At 55.9% G+C, this 18,374-nt stretch carries 12 protein-coding genes; 7 read left to right on the top strand and 5 right to left on the bottom strand.

Going from position 1 to position 18,374, the window contains the following annotated elements; translation table 11 throughout:
* Positions 1-102 precede the first annotated feature (102 nt).
* The 5 genes from HP062_RS14415 to treR all read right to left on the bottom strand — a co-directional run bounded on the left by HP062_RS14415 (position 103) and on the right by treR (position 8,774).
* On the bottom strand, positions 103-969 hold the full coding sequence (locus HP062_RS14415) for a RelA/SpoT domain-containing protein (protein ID WP_172791581.1): 867 nt from the start codon (positions 967-969) through the stop codon (positions 103-105).
* A 1-nt stretch (position 970) separates the two neighbouring features.
* Positions 971-3,088 carry a hypothetical protein gene (locus tag HP062_RS14410; protein ID WP_172791580.1) on the bottom strand — a complete coding sequence of 706 codons (2,118 nt, stop codon included), beginning with the start codon at positions 3,086-3,088 and terminating at the stop codon, positions 971-973.
* A gap of 144 nt (positions 3,089-3,232) precedes the next feature.
* A complete protein-coding gene (locus tag HP062_RS14405) occupies positions 3,233-4,414 on the bottom strand; it encodes a hypothetical protein (RefSeq protein ID WP_172791579.1) in 1,182 nt (393 codons plus the stop codon).
* Between the two features lie 496 nt (positions 4,415-4,910).
* Positions 4,911-7,970 carry a membrane-targeted effector domain-containing toxin gene (locus HP062_RS14400; protein ID WP_172791578.1) on the bottom strand — a complete coding sequence of 1,020 codons (3,060 nt, stop codon included), beginning with the start codon at positions 7,968-7,970 and terminating at the stop codon, positions 4,911-4,913.
* A gap of 99 nt (positions 7,971-8,069) precedes the next feature.
* Positions 8,070-8,774, bottom strand: coding sequence for a trehalose operon repressor (gene treR, locus HP062_RS14395; protein ID WP_010457814.1), 705 nt, complete (start codon positions 8,772-8,774; stop codon positions 8,070-8,072).
* 236 nt (positions 8,775-9,010) lie between these two features.
* Here treR and treP point away from each other — a divergent pair, with 236 nt between their 5' ends.
* From treP to tadA, 7 genes are all read left to right on the top strand, one after another.
* A complete protein-coding gene (gene treP / locus HP062_RS14390) occupies positions 9,011-10,453 on the top strand; it encodes a PTS system trehalose-specific EIIBC component (RefSeq protein ID WP_010457812.1) in 1,443 nt (480 codons plus the stop codon).
* Positions 10,454-10,505: 52 nt separating this feature from the next.
* On the top strand, positions 10,506-12,152 hold the full coding sequence (gene treC / locus HP062_RS14385) for an alpha,alpha-phosphotrehalase (protein ID WP_172791577.1): 1,647 nt from the start codon (positions 10,506-10,508) through the stop codon (positions 12,150-12,152).
* A gap of 105 nt (positions 12,153-12,257) precedes the next feature.
* Positions 12,258-13,481 (top strand): carbohydrate porin, encoded by a 1,224-nt coding sequence (locus tag HP062_RS14380; protein ID WP_042933022.1) that lies wholly within the window; start codon positions 12,258-12,260, stop codon positions 13,479-13,481.
* A 62-nt stretch (positions 13,482-13,543) separates the two neighbouring features.
* Entirely contained in the window at positions 13,544-16,078 is a 2,535-nt protein-coding gene (gene ptsP, locus HP062_RS14375; protein ID WP_172791576.1) for a phosphoenolpyruvate--protein phosphotransferase, read from the top strand.
* Positions 16,079-16,080: 2 nt separating this feature from the next.
* The gene (locus HP062_RS14370) at positions 16,081-16,371 is read left to right on the top strand and encodes a PTS transporter subunit EIIB (RefSeq protein ID WP_010457805.1); all 291 of its coding nucleotides are present in this window, start codon (positions 16,081-16,083) and stop codon (positions 16,369-16,371) included.
* A gap of 123 nt (positions 16,372-16,494) precedes the next feature.
* Positions 16,495-17,871, top strand: coding sequence for a multicopper oxidase family protein (locus tag HP062_RS14365; protein ID WP_172791575.1), 1,377 nt, complete (start codon positions 16,495-16,497; stop codon positions 17,869-17,871).
* Positions 17,871-18,368 carry a tRNA adenosine(34) deaminase TadA gene (gene tadA / locus HP062_RS14360; RefSeq protein ID WP_077749326.1) on the top strand — a complete coding sequence of 166 codons (498 nt, stop codon included), beginning with the start codon at positions 17,871-17,873 and terminating at the stop codon, positions 18,366-18,368. The genes HP062_RS14365 and tadA overlap by 1 nt, the downstream gene beginning before the upstream one ends.
* Positions 18,369-18,374 lie beyond the last annotated feature (6 nt).

Genomic DNA, 18,374 nt, shown 5'->3' with positions numbered 1-18,374 from the left:
TTGTTACAGCAACTAGCCCTCGCGTTTGGTGCGCACGACCACACCCGGCATGCCCAGAGCGGTGAAGAATAGGTGGCGCTCCTGCGCCACCCAGCCTTACCATTAGGCAGCGCTTTCCCACCAAACTTTGAATTTAGACGGCATTCTTTCAGTAATTACAGGATCGTTTATTGTGTCTAAGTTCATGATGAAAATTAGGTTGGACATGCTAATAGGCATATATGGTCTTGAGGAAATACATTCGAGTAGCCGAATTCGGTCGAATCTATAAATTTTTTTTATTAGATTTTGGTTTGATTCAATGTATGCTATTAATTCTTTGTCCAGAGAAGACTCTTTGAGTCTTAACCTGAATTTGTTGTTAAGCATCGCAGAAACATTTCCGCTTTTGTAATGTTTGTACGCTAGTTCTTCAAAAAGCTTCAGCAGCGTCCACTCACTGGTTTCAAGCGTTGCGTATACTCCGTTCAAAGCTCGATTTTCTCGGTCAAATCCTATCCAGTCATCTTTGCGTTTATATCGTAAGTCATGATCGATTTCGTGCCAGCCCTCTGAAAGAATTGTGCGAATTTGAACTTCGAAAGTGTTGTCTACCAATGCTACATGATCTTCATCCAAACTATTGGAAAAGTCGAAATGTTCCGGCAGTTTGAATATTAGGTTGCAGCGTACTGCTTTGAATGTTTCGGATTTCGGTTCGTCAACTTCGGAGTCGATGGATACGTAGTGGAAGCGTTCTTCTAGAGCTTTTCTAGCAACTGCGATGTCATCTACAAAATACAATGCAATTCTAACGCCGATCAAATCCTGGATCTTTTTTTCGGCGCCATATTTGCCAGGTTCTTTTTCCAGTTTTTTTACTAGGGAGCTTTTGGTTTTTTCTCGATAGAAAATCCTGAACATGATTCCGAGTTTGGAGATGCAGTTTTCTATATCTTTGACTAGGTTGGTTGTTTGACTGCCTTCCATGTTAGCGCCCCAATATTTCCTTAATAGTAACGAAGTGATTTGCTGTTAAGTCCAATCCTACCCAGTTCTTACGTTTCGCCGGTACTATGATCCCATCGCGTCGCAGCTCTTCAAGGGCGGTAGTCACGGCGATGGCTGGATGCGCCCCTCCTCGATAGAAAATGAACATCGGACGGTGCGCGAACGCGACCGTATCTTTTCCGACGGGCCAGAACTTTTCAAGAATGTATTTCTTAATTTCATCCGCCTCGACTGTAACTCCAACCGGTACGACTTGCTCAGCAGGAATAATCAGTGCTTGTCCAGAGGCTTCGTCCATATGCGGTGATATGAACTCATTGTTTTCTGGTCCGCCGATTGAACGGCATCCATAGAAATAGCAAGATATGAATGTGCAGTTGGATATACGGGAGAAATCAAACGTGCAGTTTTTGAACGTGCATTCGTTGAAGTAGCAGCTAGTAACATTGCCTTCGTCAAAAAAAGAGTTAGTGTCGAACACGATTTCGTTAAATTGACTGTCCTTAAAGGTACCACTTACTTGGTCTAGTAGACTTAGCTCTAGTCGGACACGTTCATCGTCCGTTGCATATTGTAGCGAGTCAGTTAGTCGCGTCCAGGCGAGGGTCCGTTGGTCAACCGTGCGGGAAGAATACGCGTTAACAGCAGCCTCTAGAAATATGCTGTCAGCGAGCCATTCTCCTGATGTTTCCATTAAGTCCCTAGCGACAAAATGGCCAAGCACAAAGTTGTTCACGAATCCGATTTTTTCATCGATGCTAGACCTGTCTAGTAGTGCATGGTTAGAAAGTTTCTCGAGCATCTCCTCAAATGTAGGTCTTGCCTCAGGGCGATAGCGGGATCTGCATAGCTCAATTAGGCTAACTTCGCTTTCTGCAAAGTATTTTACAATACTTTCCTTGGAATCGCGGGTAAAGTTGCGATGGATCATATATTGAGCTAGTCGCTTCATGAAATCGGATTGCTCAGCTACAGAAAGTTCCAGCGTCTGACGCTCAATTTCGCGGTTTAATAATAGCAGAAAATATTTATCTACTATGGTGTTTGGGTTCGCTAGAACGTCTGCGAACTCTTCGTCACTAATGAACCTTAGAAACGTCAAAAGTACTGGGTTGGACAGATGTTTAATATTTACGCGAGATTCTTCTAGTCGCGCGTGGCGCTCGTAGCTTAGCCAGCTGCGTATTGACGGCGGTTTTAAGCTATAGCGAGTGAATGCGAAATCTTCTGAATGCCCGCTTACCCATTCGTCAAAGTCGTCACCTTGGAGAATTGCAGTTTTGCGTGTTGTCAAAACAACCTTTGCATCTTGCTCGAGGATCTTTCCAATAGTTTCGAGCATTGCTTGTGATTTCTCGAATTGGTATCGCTCGTCTTCCCGCTCATTCAGTAGTTCATCGAAGCCGTCGAGTATTACGATGATTTTCCCGTTTTTTATTTCTCTAATTACTAGGTCTGGAGATACTGCGGGGAATGATCTCGCCACTTCCTTATACAGTACGTGATTGAAGATCTTCGCTTGCCGGTCGCGGGATAGCTCTGCGAATAGAACTATGTGATCGTCATTTTGATCCGAAATAAGCTTTCCTACTTCATACGCAGTACAGGTTTTTCCAAATCCTGCTGCAGCCTCCACTAGGATTAGCTTGGGTCCATTGCTCGAAAGTTCCGTATGAATATCACTGAGGATATCGTCTTCATCGCCAAAAGAGTAAGAGTTTTTTAGAAAAGGAGATTTTATATAGTCATAGGAAGCGCCGTCAGCAGGGAACGACTTTATAATATTGGTAATGTGCGAGTCGTAGTCTTTTTTAAATCCGGCTTTGGTTTTTTTTACCGAGAAGAAACCTGCGAAAAGAGATTCCTCTGTTTTTAAAATTGATGAAAATGTTTCTTTTTTTACATGAAAACCTAGCTCGGATAGCTCCGACTCAAGATCTTCTACAGAGGTCCCCGCTGTCATGGAAAGAATTATAGCGTTATCAAACACGCCTTGCGTGATAGTGAAAACAAACGAGTCTGGTTCTGATAGGTCTGGCCGATATTCGAAGCCGTAGCTACCGTATATTTCTGTAATTTTTTCAATGTCATTGGTCATCGTAAACTCCTTTTATGTCTGGAAGGCTTGCGCAAATGGTTTCAGTGGCGCCTTCATTCCTGATTAAAACTGTATTTACTTAGCGTTCTTTCGGTGGTCATAGGTGTTCCAGTTCTATGACATGCTTCAGTGTAGTGCTGCGAGCTATTTTGCTCGTTCTTCAGGGGAGTAAAAAGTTAGATCAAAAACTTTCTGGTCACTACCTTGAACAATGCATCGAGCCTCCAGTAGATGCGAGGCAGGCTGATGCTCTTGGAATACTTTCAGGAAATGTTGCGCTACTGCAAATGATGTCCGAGCAGTAACTTTGGTTCCTGCAATATTGATATTTATATTGTTTTGGCGGTCAAAATCTTCAGCTGGTTCTCGGAATTTAAATTTTATATCGAACACGATTTTAGCTCCGGCCTGCATTGCATGCTCATAGTGGCGTTTTTCCAAGTCCAGCTCGAAAATTGGATCAGCGGCCTTCATCGAAATGCGCGTTGCGATAGCTGCCGCTAGGTGAGCCAGCGACTCCGCTGCGCCTTGTTCGTCTGGCCTCCAAGCGTCCTTCCGTTTAACGTTGCCGTGAAAGTAAAAACCACGCTTCTCAATAAGATGATCAATTACCTCATCCGCTGTCGGTTTTGCTGCAAGCATTGTTGTGGTATCCGAGCTCCGATCGTCCTTTGTGGGGATTACATCTTTGATCGCAAACTCGACGATACTTCTAAACTCTTTGCTTGCTTTTAGAGCTATTTGTAAGCTTGCTTTCTTGAACTGCCCATCTCCGAAGAGTGATTCTATAAGCAGGAACGAGTAGCGGAATGAATTGATAAACTCTTGTCTTGCAAGCGCCTTACGAGCGCTTCCAACAAGGGTTGCCTCGAACCGAGGGCCGTCATGGTGTTCAGCGGCCATTAGTGCGCGCGTGATCATGTCGAAGGAAAGTGGCAGCGTTTGGCTTGATCGCCCGAAGGACGAACCTTTTATCACAATCTTGGCATCTTCCTCTGGGGTCTCGCCTTCGTATGAGACCTCCATTTCATCAGTCATCAGCTCGACGTCATGGAAGCACTCCAGAAATGTTATTGCATTGTCGAGTTGGTGCTTTACCGATGTCATGCGGTGATCGCGCCCGGTGATTGTCGCTACAATTTCACCCTCGGTGTGTTTCCTGACGGATGGGGCGTACTCGATGGGTTGATGTTCGAAGATGATTTCTAGCGCTTCGGCGTGGTGGTTTTTTTCGATGACGCGCAGCTTGCCACCCTGCATGGGTATATCCCAGTGGTCGTCAATGAGGATTTTGCGCTTGAACGGGACCCTATAGCGAATTCTCATGGATTCTCAGCTTAAAAGGCATTTGGCCGAGCAACGAAGGGGACGAGCCGAGGGCCGTTTGCCCTTTTCCTCGCGTCCGGACGTCATTGCAAAGTGCTATCGCGATCATCTTTCTTCATGTTTGTCTATTCGGTCAAGCGTCTTAATGCGCTTCCCATGATGCTGACCACAGAAGACTGCAAGAGCCTTGATGTTTGCGGCTTGGTGGATGCTGTCCCGTCGCAGGATTCAAGAGCGTCGACTCCTTGGCATCGGTAGGTAAGCTTGATCTTCTGGGCCTCGTAGCCTTTTAAGTCTAACGATGACCTTACCCAATACGAAAAGCGATAATCATGGTCTTTTTTATGGTATCAATATGGAGGTATCGCTTACGGGTCAAGCCAAGCAAGGCGCATAGACAGTTGTTTATAATAGAGTGGGAATGATCCCGGTCTGACTGATCGCCCGTAACACCTGAAAGGCCCCGTGAGCGTGAGTTCACGGGGCCTTTTTGCGATCAGGCCGCTACAGTGGGCAGGCGCCCTTCAAGCATCAGGCCCATGCGATTGAGCGCGTGGACAAGGCTGATCAGATTCGCGTAAGTGACCTGATGCACGGCGGCCCAGGCAGGGCGGTTGATCAGAAAGCCCCCATTCGCCGTTCGCTCAATCATCGTTCGCACAATCTGATTCGACCGACTGCGATGGATCAGCGTCAACGCGTCGTCCGACCTTTCAATGGTGAACATGCCCTGGCGGAACAGCAGCTGATTGATTTGCTCAGACGATCGTTGAATGACCGGAGTCGGCATCTGCAAGCTGATGTCGGCATACAGGGTGTCGAAATCACCGCGCATTTGAGCGCCGGCCTCCGAAACATCACGGCCGACTTCGATGCCATGGTCGATGCCCAGGTGCATAGGCTGGTCTGGGCCCACTTCTTCGATGCGTAGTCCGATACCTCCCTCCGTTTCGCTGATGCCGGCCATCCCCCTGAATGTGTTTGTACTCTCCTGGTCGGTGAGCGCCAGCCATTTTCCGCCGCCATTGCGGGCTTGAGTGGCCTGCATGATGGTATGGGTGAGGTAGGTCTTGACGGATTGTCGTGAGATGGCACGGAAGTTTGAATCTGTGTAGCGATAACTCGCCAGGCAATCGGTGGCCTGGATTCGAATGCCGTTCTGCTGGGCCGCTTTGACGACTTCAAGGGGGGTGTACTGTCCGGCAGGATCACCTGGCAGTTTCTGCAGGTATTTCTCCAGCATCCCATGCATGTCCCCGGTTTCGGCGAACTCGTTCAGGTCGACCTGATTGAAGTCGTTGAGCAGGCGATGCATGTAGATCGTCTTGACGCCTTGTTTCGCCAGGGTCTGCATGTTCTCGATCAGGAACCGCATGCTGGCAATTCGATCCTGACTTTCACCGACGACAAGGCCGGGCGCAGTGTTGAAAATGTTCTCGATGAGTTCCGTCACGGTGGTGGAGGGTGTGATCACGGGCTGCACCGGCCGGGCGGGCAACGAGGCAAAAAAGTCCTCCGGGGTCTGGAATACGATCGCATCCCTGATCAGCACCGCTCGACGCCCAGCGACATACTCTTCGTAGGGGGAGACTCCTCTGATGAACCCGTTAGGCATGGCCACGACTTTTATATGGGTTTCCGGCTTTCCCAGGGCCAGGAAGTTCAGCGAACGTCCATTGGGTGCATCGTATCGCGTCAAATGACTGAAAAAATCAGACCTTGGCCGGGCGTGAGTCGTCGGCCTGGAAGGACCGGGAACGGGCGCAGGCTTGCTGAGGCCTTTGCCGCCGCCTTTCAATCCGGCTGTGGGTGCCAGCTCCCATTCGCCGTCGTCATTCAGGCGCACGGGAATCGATCCCGTGGACGCCTGCGGATGACTGGGGTCGATGATCGCCCACGTACCGCCACCGTTGATGTCGGCTTCGTAGCGCACGTAATAAGCCTGATCGTTCATCATGATGGCGGTGGAAGGGTTTGAGTCCAGCGTATAGATACCCTGGAATTTCCCGCTCGTGGCCATCGGGTAGTTTTCGAGGATTTCATTGCTTTGGTAGTGCTCCGGCACTTCAAAAGCTTCGGCGGTTTCCTCGGGCAGGGTCGGCAACACACCCGGTTGCACAGACCCTTCCTCTGACTCTCCGGGCGCCAGAGGGTCTTGCGTGACGACGCTTTCTTCCGGATTGAGGGTCTTGTTCAAATCCGCCATCTCGGTCGCTTCAGCCGCCTCGGCCGCAGCCCCGACGTCTTCCAATACGTTGACTTCCTTGAGTAGCGGAATATTGAACAGCGCATTGATGCCATCGAGCACCGCGCCAATGACGCCGGCCTTGCGCTGCGCCGCCGTTTTGCCATTCACCGCCTTGTCGATGTTCAAGCCCATCGCGGCGAGGCTGGCACCGATCACCGGCAGCGCGATTGGCCAGCCCATCACCGCCAAGGGACCAAAAACATGCAGACCGGCACTCAGGTAACCCAGCCAGAGCTGTTTGCGCATTTGTCCGTGGGTCACCAGCGTCAGGTCCGCCTCTTCCAGCATCGTGCTCTGGACTGCCCGGCTCTGCCAGGTGAAGGCATCGCCACTGATGGTGATGTTTTTCTGATTGATCAGGTGATGGTCGTATTTTCCCCAGGTACCGACCAGCTGGTTCATCAGCGGAGTGATGTTGTCATGGACTGCTTTGCGAACCGACAGCGGGAAATGGGTCATGAACTCGGTGCGCGGCTGCGCCTCATTCATTTGCAGCAACATCCACCAGTGCATGTCCGTTTGTGTGGGATGCACGTGGAAGGCCTGTGCGGCGCCGGGAACATAAGTGATCTGTCGGCCGTTGCGGTCAACGATGCGCAGAATATCGGTGGCGACGTGCCCTGCGACATCCAGGGCGCAGACACGAAGATCCGCAGGCGCCGTGGTTTGGGATTGCAGCGTCGCCAGGGTAATCGGCCAGGCTGCGTCAGCGACAACGGCCCTTACGACGGTCTGGAAATCGTCCTCTTCCAGCTGACCGTTTTGCCGCGCCTCGACCGCTTTGCTGAGGTAGCTGGATTTGGCCAGGCTCCGGAAGTCATCGAAATGCGTGGTCCAGAAAGCGTTCAGCTTATTCAGGTAGCGTTCACTGAGGTTCATCTCCCACAGGTCTGTGAGGACCTTGCTGGGGTACATCCGCACCTCGTTGGTTTCATTGAAAATGCTGGCGTTTGCGTCTTCAGTGTAAAACCCGCCGTTACTGTTCAGTTCGAGGGCGTCGTCTTGATCGGTCACGCGATATCCCTGGATCACCAGTTGCGTCAGGGTCAGTGATTCACAGGGTTTGGGGGCGTGTTCCCAACTCAGAAAGGCCTTGGTGCTGCTGGCCGAGACGTTATCGAACCGATGCCACCAGACCTGGTCAGGGTCCTTGTCGGTGATGCCGTGTTTTTTCAGGATTTCACTGGCGACCGCGTGGGCTTCTTCCTTCAACCCCGGACAGGCTGTGACAACGACGGGGGCAATCGTTTTCAGCTGCTCCCTGTCGGCAGCATTGGGTAACGCTTCAGTACTTTGATCGGCAGGCATGATCTCGCTCCTTGAGAAATGGGCCGTGAGGATGACCCGTTTGCTCAAGGCAAGTGCACTACATAGTTATGCCCACATGCCTTTCGTGACCGTGTAGGGTCAGCGCCGTGCCACATCCGAAAAGTAGAACTTGTCGAGGGTATGCCGTGATTCGGTGTATTCGAATTGGCGACCGTCCTGCAGGAACGTCTGGTTGCTGACCACGATCACATGACTCTGGCCGTCGAGGTCCAGGTGGTGTTGGTCGTCCTTGCTTCGAGGGACCGCTTCGATGGTGCGCTGGGCGTAGGCGATTTGCAGCTGCAGGGTCTGTTCGATGAAGGCGTAGATCGACTGCTCGGCGATGTCGCGGTTCAGGCCGGGAATCACGTCGCTGACGAAATGGTTGATGTCGAGGATCACGCGTTTGCCGTCAATCCGCCGCACGCGCTTGATCCGCGTGATCAGGCTGCCTTCTTCAGCCTTGATGTGGTCGAGCAGCGGGCCTTCGAGGGGGATTTGGGTGAATTCGACCACCTCGGTGCTGACGTCATTGCCCAGTCGCGGATAGGTCTCCTGGAAGCTGACGATGCCGCCCAACTGGAATTCGATCGGGTTGGTCGACAACACGAAAGTGCCTTTACCGTGGACTTTCTGGGCGAAACCGCGCTCCTGCAATTGCTCGATGGCCTTGCGCACGGTGCCGCGGCTGGCCTGATAGGTGTCCATCAATTCGGTTTCGGAAGGCAACCGGGCGCCGCGTTCCAGACGTTCGGTCGTGATGCTGGCAAGCAGATCGCTGTAGATCTGGTTGTATTTACTCATGGGGATGGCTCTGTGCCGCGATGTACTCAAGGTTTCGAACCTTAAGGGCAGGGTAGGGGTTTGTCCATGCGGCTTTGGGTTTCATCGTTTCGGGAGGTAGGAAAAGTCGCCGATTGACGGGGTCGTAGTAAACAAAATCAAACTCGTCTGTACGAGTTGTTGCTTTAACTCGTACAGACGAGTACTTTTCGCTTCGGCGTGCTGCCAAAAACAAAAAACTACAGCGGAAGAAAAGCATGAGCCACGACTATCCGAACATCGCCAGCGAGCTGCTGCAAAGCCTCGGCGGCAGCGACAACCTCGAGCAGGCCGCGCACTGCGTCACACGCCTGCGCCTGGCCCTCAAGGACCCGAGCCTGGTCGACAGCGCCACGCTGAATCAGATTGACCTGGTGAAAGGCTCATTCTTCACCGGCGGCCTGTTCCAGGTGGTCATCGGCCCCGGCGAGGTTGAAAAGGTGTACGCCGAACTGCGCCGTCAAACCGGTCTCGCCGCCTCAACCATCGCCGACGTTAAACAAAAAAGCGCCGACAAGATAAACGCGATGCAGCGTCTTGTGCGGGTGTTTTCCGACGTGTTCATGCCGATCCTGCCGGCGTTGATCATTGCGGGGCTGTTGATGGGCATCAACAACCTGATCGGCGCCAAGGGGATGTTCCTCGAAGGCCAGACCCTGCTGGATGCCTACCCGAAACTCGACGGGCTCTGGAGCCTGATCAACCTGATGGCCAACACCTCGTTTGTGTTCTTGCCGGCACTGGTGGGCTGGTCGGCGGCCAAGCGGTTTGGTGGCAGCGAAATTCTCGGCATCGTGCTCGGCCTGATGCTGGTTCACCCGGACCTGCTCAACGCCTGGAACTACGGCAAAGCGGTGGCCGGGCTGGACGGGCAAAGCCTGCCGTACTTCGACATCCTCGGGCTGTTCCAGATCGAGAAGGTCGGTTACCAGGGCCAAATCCTGCCGATCCTGCTGGCGGCCTATGTCATGAGCGTCATCGAAAAATGGCTGCGGGCGCGGGTGCCGAACGCCGTGCAATTGCTGGTGGTGCCGATTACCACCATCGTGGTCACCGGTGTATTGGCACTGGCCGTGATCGGCCCGGTGACCCGGCATCTTGGGATTCTCATCACCGAAGGCGTGGTCATGCTGTTTGACCTCGCGCCGATGGTCGGCGGGGCGATTTTCGGGCTGCTCTACGCGCCGCTGGTGATCACCGGCATGCACCACATGTTCCTCGCGGTCGACTTGCAACTGATCTCCACCCAGGGCGGCACGTTCATCTGGCCGATGATCGTCATGTCCAACCTCGCCCAGGGCAGCGCGGCACTGGCGGTGTTCTACATGACCCGCAGTGTCCGCGACAAAAGCATGGCCTCGACCTCGGCGATTTCCGCCTATTTCGGCATCACCGAACCGGCCATGTTCGGGGTCAACCTGCGCTACAAGTTTCCGTTCTATGCGGCCCTTTGCGGCTCGGCCCTGGGTTGCATCTTCCTGTCGCTGAACAAGGTCCAGGCCTCGGCCATCGGTGTGGGTGGCTTGCCCGGTTTCATCTCGATCATTCCGCAGTTCATTCCGATGTTTGTGATTGGAATGGTGATTGCGATGGTCGTGCCGTTTGTTCTGACCTGTGGGTTGAGCATGAAGATTATCCGGCCAGGGTATCGGGTTGCCTGACAGACCGGATTCGCGAGCAAGGCCTGGACAAAATTATTGAAGGAATAGCGCCATGCAAGACTGGCAACGTTCGGTGATCTATCAGATCTACCCGAAGAGTTTTCACAGCCACGCCGGCAACCCCACGGGGGATTTGCTCGGCGTCGTGGCCAAGCTCGATTACCTGCACTGGCTGGGTGTCGACTGCCTGTGGATCACGCCGTTCCTGCGTTCGCCCCAGCGCGACAACGGTTACGACATCAGCGATTACTACGCCATCGACCCGAGCTACGGGACCATGGCCGATTGTGAGTTGCTGATTGCCGAGGCGGGCAAGCGCGGGATCAAGCTGATGCTCGATATCGTGGTCAACCACACCTCGATCGAACACGCCTGGTTCCAGCAGGCCCGTAGCAGCCTCGACAACCCGTACCGCGACTTTTACATCTGGCGCGATCAGCCCAACAACTGGGAATCCAAGTTCGGTGGTTCGGCCTGGGAATACGAAGCGCAGACCGGTCAGTACTTCCTGCACCTGTTCGATCACACCCAGGCCGACCTGAATTGGGACAACCCGAACGTACGCGCCGAAGTCTTCAAGATGATGCGTTTCTGGCGCGATAAAGGCGTGGGCGGTTTCCGTTTGGATGTGATCAACCTGATCTCCAAACCTTCGGACTTTCCAGAAGACAACACCGACGGTCGACGCTTCTACACCGACGGCCCGAACGTGCATGAATACTTGCAGCAAATGCACCGCGAAGTCTTCGAAGGTCACGACCTGATCAACGTCGGCGAGATGTCGTCCACCAGCCTGGAACACTGCATTCGCTACTCGAAGCCAGAGTCGAAAGAACTGTCGATGACGTTCAACTTTCATCACCTGAAGGTCGATTACCCGAACCTGCAGAAGTGGATTCGCGCCGACTTCGACTTCCTCGAACTCAAGCGCATTCTCTCGGACTGGCAAACCGGCATGCAGGCGGGCGGTGGCTGGAACGCGTTGTTCTGGTGTAACCACGACCAGCCACGGGTGGTGTCGCGTTTCGGCAACGACGGCGAGTTTCGGGTGATCTCGGCGAAGATGCTCGGCACCGCGCTGCACTTCCTTCAGGGCACACCATTTGTGTATCAGGGCGAAGAACTGGGCATGACCAATCCGGGGTTTGATCACATCGATCAGTACCGCGATGTCGAGACGCTCAACATCTTTCGCCTCAAGCGGGAGGCTGGTGCAAGTGATGCCGACAACATGGCGGCGATCATGCAGAAATCCCGGGACAACGGCCGTACGCCGATGCACTGGAACACCGAGCCGAACGCAGGATTCAGCGCCGCAGAACCCTGGATTGGCGTGCCGGCCAACGCGACGCAGATCAACGTCGCCACCCAGCTCGAAGACCCGGACTCCGTGCTGCATCACTACCGTCAGTTGATTGCCCTGCGCCGTAGCGAAGCGCTGATTTCCGATGGCGTCTATCGGCAATTGTTGCCGGAGCACCCGCAAATCTGGGCGTATGTGCGTGAAGGTCAAGGCGAGCGTTTGCTGGTACTGAACAACTTCTATGGCACGCCGTGCGACGTCGAGCTGCCCGATGACGTGATCAGCGAAGCCATGACTCAACGCCTGGTCATCAGCAATTACCCGAACTGTCCGCCGCGAAACCGGCAGATTTCTTTAAGGCCCTATGAGTCGTTCGTTTTGCACCTGACCGACTGATCGACCACTAAAAACACCGACTTTAAAAAACACGCAGAGCGCTGCGCGGGGGAGTTTTGCGCGCCGAATTTGCGGAACAACACAATAAAAATAATGGGGTGGTTCTTGAAAACAACACTAAATTGCAGCCTTGCTGCCGCGAGCTTATGCCTGGCGTTGCCGTTATCAGCGCAGGCCCTGGAGTTCGGCGGCTACGTGCGCAGCGGCGTCGGGACATCGGTCAACAGTGGAAAACAACAGTGTTTCCAACTGCCCGGCGCGCAGACCAAATACCGCTTGGGCAACGAGTGTGAGCAGTACGGTGAGCTTGAACTTCGCCAGGACCTGTACACCCTAGACGATGGTTCGGTGCTGAGCGTCGACGGCATGGCTTCTCTGTATAACCAGTACGACAAGGACCTGACGTTCAATGGCGACAATGGCTCGGTGCGCATGCCGCAGTTGTACGCGCAGTGGTCGAACATGCCGAGCCTCAACGGCGGTTCGCTGTGGGCCGGTCGGCGTTACTACAAGCGAAACGACATCCACATCTCCGACTTCTACTACTGGAACCAGAGCGCCACGGGCGGTGGTATCGAGGATGTGCTGATCGGCGATCTGAAATACAGCTATGCCTTCTCGCGCAAGGACAACCTGTATCAGAAGGACTACATCAACCGTCACGATTTCAACGTCGCCGGTTTCCGCACCAACCCCGGTGGTGAACTGGAACTCGGACTGAGCTACATCGACAAACCCGACAGCCGCGACGCACACCGCGGCTGGGCAATCACCGCACAGCATGTGCAAAAAGGTTTTCTGGGCGGCAAGAACAAACTGGCCTTCCAGTACGGCGAAGGCCCCGGCACCGGGCTGGGCTATACCGGCAACGTAAAGCTGGACGACAGCAACAAAAGCTACCGGGTGGTGGAGTTCTTCGACTGGCAAGTGACGCCACGGTTTGGCGGACAAGTCGAGGCGGTTTACCAGAAGGACATTCGCCCGGACGGGGCCGATCAGAACTGGATTTCCCTGGGAATTCGTCCGGCGTACGCGATCACCGAGCAGTTCAAACTGGTGACCGAACTGGGCCACGATCAGGTCGAAGCTGCGGGCGGCACGCGCAAGCTGAGCAAGTTCACCTTCGCCCCGACATGGTCGCCCAAAGGTCCGGAATTCTGGGCGCGGCCCGAAGTGCGTCTGTATTACACCTATGCCAGCTGGAACGAGGCGGCCAAACGGGCAGCCAATGAACTGGCGGCGGGCTCGGCATTGTCCGATACCGGCGCCTTCGGCACGGCGCGGCACGGTGCGAATGTCGGATTGCAGGTCGAGTATTGGTGGAAATAAGCGATGCTGTCGGAGCCTCGCGCTCCATCGGCACTTCAAAGAACAAAACAGCAGGTGACGTCATGGCCACACCCCAACAATTGCAACTGCACGCCCCCCTGTCAGGCGTATTGGTGCCGCTGGACCTCGTGCCCGACCCGGTGTTTTCCAGCCGGGTCATCGGCGACGGGCTGTGCATCGACCCGACTTCAACGACCTTGTGCGCGCCGCTGGCCGGGGTTGTCAGCAATGTGCAGGCCAGTGGGCATGCCGTCAGCATTACTGACGAAAAGGGTGTGCAGGTGTTGATGCACATCGGCCTCGACACGGTGAACCTGGCCGGAAACGGGTTTACGCGGCTGGTGGAGGAAGGTCAGCAGGTTGACGTTGGGCAGGCGCTGATCGAATTCGATGCCGATTTTGTTGCATTGAATGCCCGCAGCCTGCTGACGTTGATGCTGGTAGTCAGTGGAGAACCGTTCACCTGGCTGGCGCCGGAAACGGGTCTGGTAGACAGTGGCCAGCCGCTGCTGAGCCTGAACCTTGTCGAGCAGACAAGCGATACGCCGCTAACCGACGCGGCCGAAGCGCTGTTTTCAAAACCGGTGACGCTGGCCAACCTCAACGGCTTGCACGCCCGTCCAGCCGCGGTATTCGCCCAGGCGGCAAAAGCTTTTTCGGCGAGCATCTACCTGCATAAAAAGCAGGAGACTGCGAACGCGAAATCCCTGGTGGCGATCATGGCGTTGCAGACGGCGCACGGTGATGTCATGCAAGTCAGCGCGGCCGGTCCGGATGCGGAAGCGGCGATCAAGACGCTGGCCGAACTGCTGCTGACTGGATGCGGTGAAGTGGTCGCGGGTCCGATGCAGGTTGAGGTGAATGCGGTCGAGGCTTCATCGCTGACGGTGCTGCGCGGGGTTTGTGCATCACCCGGGTCGGCGTTTGGCCAAGTGGTACAGATCGCCGAACAAAACCTGGAAGTGAATGAACTCGGCTCAACACCGCAGGTGGAACGCGATCATCTGTCCCGCGCCCTGGCCGAAGCACTGGTGGCCCTGCAACAGCTGCGTGACAACGCCAAGAGCGACGCGCAGGCCGACATTTTCAAGGCGCATCAGGAGCTGCTCGAAGACCCTGGTTTGCTGGAAGTGGCTCACGTGCTGATCGATGAAGGCAAAAGCGCCGGGTTTGCGTGGCGCTCGGCCACCGAGTCAGCAGCCACCTTGTTCAAGAGCCTGGGTAACGCCCTGCTCGCGGAGCGGGCTGCGGACCTCGCCGATGTGAGCCAGCGGGTGCTCAAGCAGATCCTCGGCGTACGGGATCAGGTGATGGAGCTGCCTGAAGGGGCGATCCTGATCGCCGAACAACTGACGCCGTCGCAGACCGCCGGGCTCGATACCCGCAAGGTACTGGGTTTCGCCACGGTGGGTGGCGGTGCCACCAGCCACGTCGCGATCCTCGCCCGGGCGTTCGGTTTGCCGGCGATCTGCGGACTGCCGGTACAAGTGATGGCGCTGGTCAATGGAACCCAGGTGTTGCTCGATGCCGACAAGGGCGAATTGCAGCTGGATCCGGATCTGCAGGCCATCGAACAGCTGCAAGCCAAGCGCCAGCTTCAACAGCAACGCCGGCAGCATGAGTTGGCGCACGCAACACTGGCCGCCTGCACCCGCGACGGTCACCATTTTGAAGTGACGGCCAACATCGCTTCGCTGGCCGAAGCCGAGCAGGCCATGGCACTGGGAGGCGAGGGCGTCGGTTTGCTCCGTTCGGAGTTTCTCTATCTGGATCGCAACCATGCGCCGAGCCATGACGAGCAGGCGTCTACTTACAACGCCATCGCCAAAGTACTCGGGCCGACGCGCAATCTGGTGGTGCGCACCCTGGACGTCGGCGGTGACAAACCGCTGGCCTACGTGCCGATGGACAGCGAAACCAACCCCTTCCTCGGCATGCGCGGGATTCGTTTGTGCCTGGAGCGCCCGCAGCTGTTGCGCGATCAGTTCAAGGCCATCCTTGGCAGTGCCGGGCTCGCTCGCCTGCACATCATGCTGCCGATGGTTACGCAGCTGTCGGAGTTGCGCCTGGCTCGGCAACTGCTCGAAGAAGAGGCGCTGGTTTTGGGCCTCACGGAACTGCCCAAGCTGGGCATCATGATCGAAGTGCCGGCGGCGGCACTGATGGCGGACCTGTTTGCACCCGAGGTGGATTTCTTTTCCATTGGCACCAACGACCTCACGCAATACACCCTGGCCATGGACCGCGATCACCCGCGGCTGGCCAGTCAGGCCGACAGCTTTCATCCGGCGGTGCTGCGCTTGATTGCCAGCACCGTAAAGGCTGCGCACGCCCACGGCAAATGGGTCGGTGTGTGTGGCGCGATGGCCTCCGAGACGCTGGCCGTTCCGCTGTTGCTGGGGCTGGGGGTGGATGAACTGTCGGTGAGTGTGCCGTTGATTCCGTCGATCAAGGCAGCGGTTCGTGAGCTGGACCTGATGGACTGTCAGGCCATCGCCCAGCAAGTGCTGGGCCTGGAAAGTGCCGGACAGGTACGCGAGGCATTGCGCCTGTATCACGAGGCGACGGTCGATACTTCACTGGTTCTGGAGAACTGAACATGTTCGAGAAAATGCAGCGGGCGTTCTGGAAAGCGTTGACGCCGGATCTGGTGGCGGAGGAGCCGAAGGCAGTTGTTCAGCCGGTGTCCGGGTTGCCAGCGAATGTCGTGGACGCACTGGGTGGTGTGGATAACCTCAAGTCTCAGCAGCCTGTAGCGTTGACCCGGGTCCGGGTGGCGTTGCGGGATGTGGCGCGGATGGATCGGCAGGCATTGAGTGTGGCAGGTGTGCCGGGCGTCATGATGCTGGATGACGGGGTGGTGCATCTGATTACCGGCCTGCAGCCATAACCGATTCCCTTCCGGGGGATGTGCGGCCCTCGGTCGCCCTTACTGTTTCTCATCCGCAGGTGTATCGTATTCGCCTTTTACAGGCCCTCGGGCCTGTCGCTGATACGTGAGGTAGTTGAGTTCATGTCCTTTACCCGTCGCCAAATCCTCGGTGGCCTGGCCGGTCTTGTTGTCGTTGGTGTCGGAGCGGGGGGCGCGTCGCGGTACTGGCTGGGCAAGATGGCTGATGCTGACGCCGGTCATGACTATGAGCTGATCGCCGCACCGCTGGACGTCGAACTGGTCGCCGGGCACAAGACCGAAGCCTGGGCGTTCGGCCCTTCGGCACCGGGCACCGAGTTGCGGGTTCGTCAGGGTGAATGGTTGCGGGTGCGTTTCATCAACCATCTGCCGGTGGCGACCACCATTCACTGGCACGGCATCCGCCTGCCGCTGGAAATGGACGGTGTCCCGTACGTTTCGCAATTGCCGGTGCTGCCTGGGGAGTACTTCGACTACAAATTCCGTGTGCCAGACGCGGGCAGTTACTGGTATCACCCGCATGTGAACAGCAGCGAAGAGCTCGGCCGCGGCCTCGTCGGCCCTCTGATCGTCGAAGAGCGTGAGCCCACCGGTTTCAAATACGAGAAAACCCTGAGCCTCAAGAGCTGGCACGTCGATGAAGAGGGGGCTTTCGTGGCCTTCAGCATTCCTCGCGAAGCCGCCCGGGGTGGCACGGCGGGACGGCTGTCGACCATCAACGGTGTCTCGCAAGCGGTGATCGACTTGCCCGCCGGGCAAATCACCCGCGTGCGCCTGCTCAACCTCGATAACACCCTGACCTATCGCCTCAATATTCCTGGCGTCGAAGCGCAGATCTACGCGCTGGATGGCAATCCGGTTGAGCCGCGGCCCATGGGCAAGGAGTACTGGCTCGGCCCGGGCATGCGTATCTGCCTGGCGATCAAGGCGCCGCCCGCCGGTGAAGAACTGTCCCTGCGCAACGGCCCGGTTCGCCTGGGCACGTTGCGCTCGGTGGCCAACACCGATGCACCCACCGAATGGCCCGCTGCCCTGCCGGCCAACCCGGTGGCCGAGCCCGACCTGGCCAATGCCGAGAAACTCAACTTCAATTTCGAATGGGTGGGCTCGGTGTCGGTCAACGTCGACAACGGCAAGCCGCCGAGCCTGTGGCAGATTAACGGCAAGGCCTGGGACATCACGGACAAGACCTGCGCCGACCGCCCGATTGCAAAGCTTGAAAAGGGCAAGAGCTACATTTTCGAATTGAAGAACATGACTCAGTATCAGCACCCGATTCACCTGCACGGCATGAGCTTCAAGGTCATCGCCTCGAACCGGCACAAGGTGATCCCGTACTTCACCGACACCTACCTGTTGGGCAAGAACGAGCGTGCACGAGTGGCGCTGGTGGCGGATAACCCCGGCGTGTGGATGTTCCATTGCCATGTGATCGATCACATGGAAACCGGCCTGATGGCCGCTATCGAGGTGGCCTGATGCGTCAGATACGTCCCGCTGCGATCATCGACCGCAGCCGTGACCGCGACTTCATGCGCGAAGCCCTGGCCTTGGCCGCACAAGGCGCGGCGCTGGGTGAGGTTCCCGTGGGCGCCGTGTTGGTGCAGAACGGCGAGATCATCGGTCGCGGCTTCAATTGCCCGATCAGCGGCAACGACCCGAGTGCCCACGCCGAAATGGTCGCAATCCGCGCCGCAGCCTTGGCCGCCAGCAACTATCGCCTGCCGGGCAGCACGCTGTACGTAACCCTTGAACCGTGCAGCATGTGCGCAGGGCTGATCGTGCATTCACGGATTGCGCGGGTGGTGTATGGCGCGCTGGAGCCCAAGGCCGGGATTGTGCAGAGTCAGGGGCAGTTTTTTACCCAGGGCTTCTTGAACCACCGGGTGTTGTTTGAAGGCGGGGTGTTGGCGGAGGAATGCGGGGCGGTACTCAGCGAGTTTTTCAAGGCTAGACGCGCAAAGCCCACGGAATAAACACCG

Origin of the sequence: Pseudomonas sp. B14-6 (assembly GCF_013260315.1) — a bacterium.
In the GTDB taxonomy this organism is placed as follows: Bacteria; Pseudomonadota; Gammaproteobacteria; order Pseudomonadales; family Pseudomonadaceae; genus Aquipseudomonas; species Aquipseudomonas mandelii.
This window is presented reverse-complemented; position numbering and strand designations above follow the sequence as displayed.

Excerpts from the sequence above, each read along its gene's own strand:
- HP062_RS14415 (WP_172791581.1), bottom strand. The coding sequence starts at position 969 with ATGGAAGGCAGTCAAACAACCAACCTAGTCAAAGATATAGAAAACTGC.
- HP062_RS14410 (WP_172791580.1), bottom strand. The coding sequence starts at position 3,088 with ATGACCAATGACATTGAAAAAATTACAGAAATATACGGTAGCTACGGC.
- HP062_RS14405 (WP_172791579.1), bottom strand. The coding sequence starts at position 4,414 with ATGAGAATTCGCTATAGGGTCCCGTTCAAGCGCAAAATCCTCATTGAC.
- HP062_RS14400 (WP_172791578.1), bottom strand. The coding sequence starts at position 7,970 with ATGCCTGCCGATCAAAGTACTGAAGCGTTACCCAATGCTGCCGACAGG.
- treR (WP_010457814.1), bottom strand. The coding sequence starts at position 8,774 with ATGAGTAAATACAACCAGATCTACAGCGATCTGCTTGCCAGCATCACG.
- treP (WP_010457812.1), top strand. The coding sequence starts at position 9,011 with ATGAGCCACGACTATCCGAACATCGCCAGCGAGCTGCTGCAAAGCCTC.
- treC (WP_172791577.1), top strand. The coding sequence starts at position 10,506 with ATGCAAGACTGGCAACGTTCGGTGATCTATCAGATCTACCCGAAGAGT.
- ptsP (WP_172791576.1), top strand. The coding sequence starts at position 13,544 with ATGGCCACACCCCAACAATTGCAACTGCACGCCCCCCTGTCAGGCGTA.
- HP062_RS14370 (WP_010457805.1), top strand. The coding sequence starts at position 16,081 with ATGTTCGAGAAAATGCAGCGGGCGTTCTGGAAAGCGTTGACGCCGGAT.
- HP062_RS14365 (WP_172791575.1), top strand. The coding sequence starts at position 16,495 with ATGTCCTTTACCCGTCGCCAAATCCTCGGTGGCCTGGCCGGTCTTGTT.
- tadA (WP_077749326.1), top strand. The coding sequence starts at position 17,871 with ATGCGTCAGATACGTCCCGCTGCGATCATCGACCGCAGCCGTGACCGC.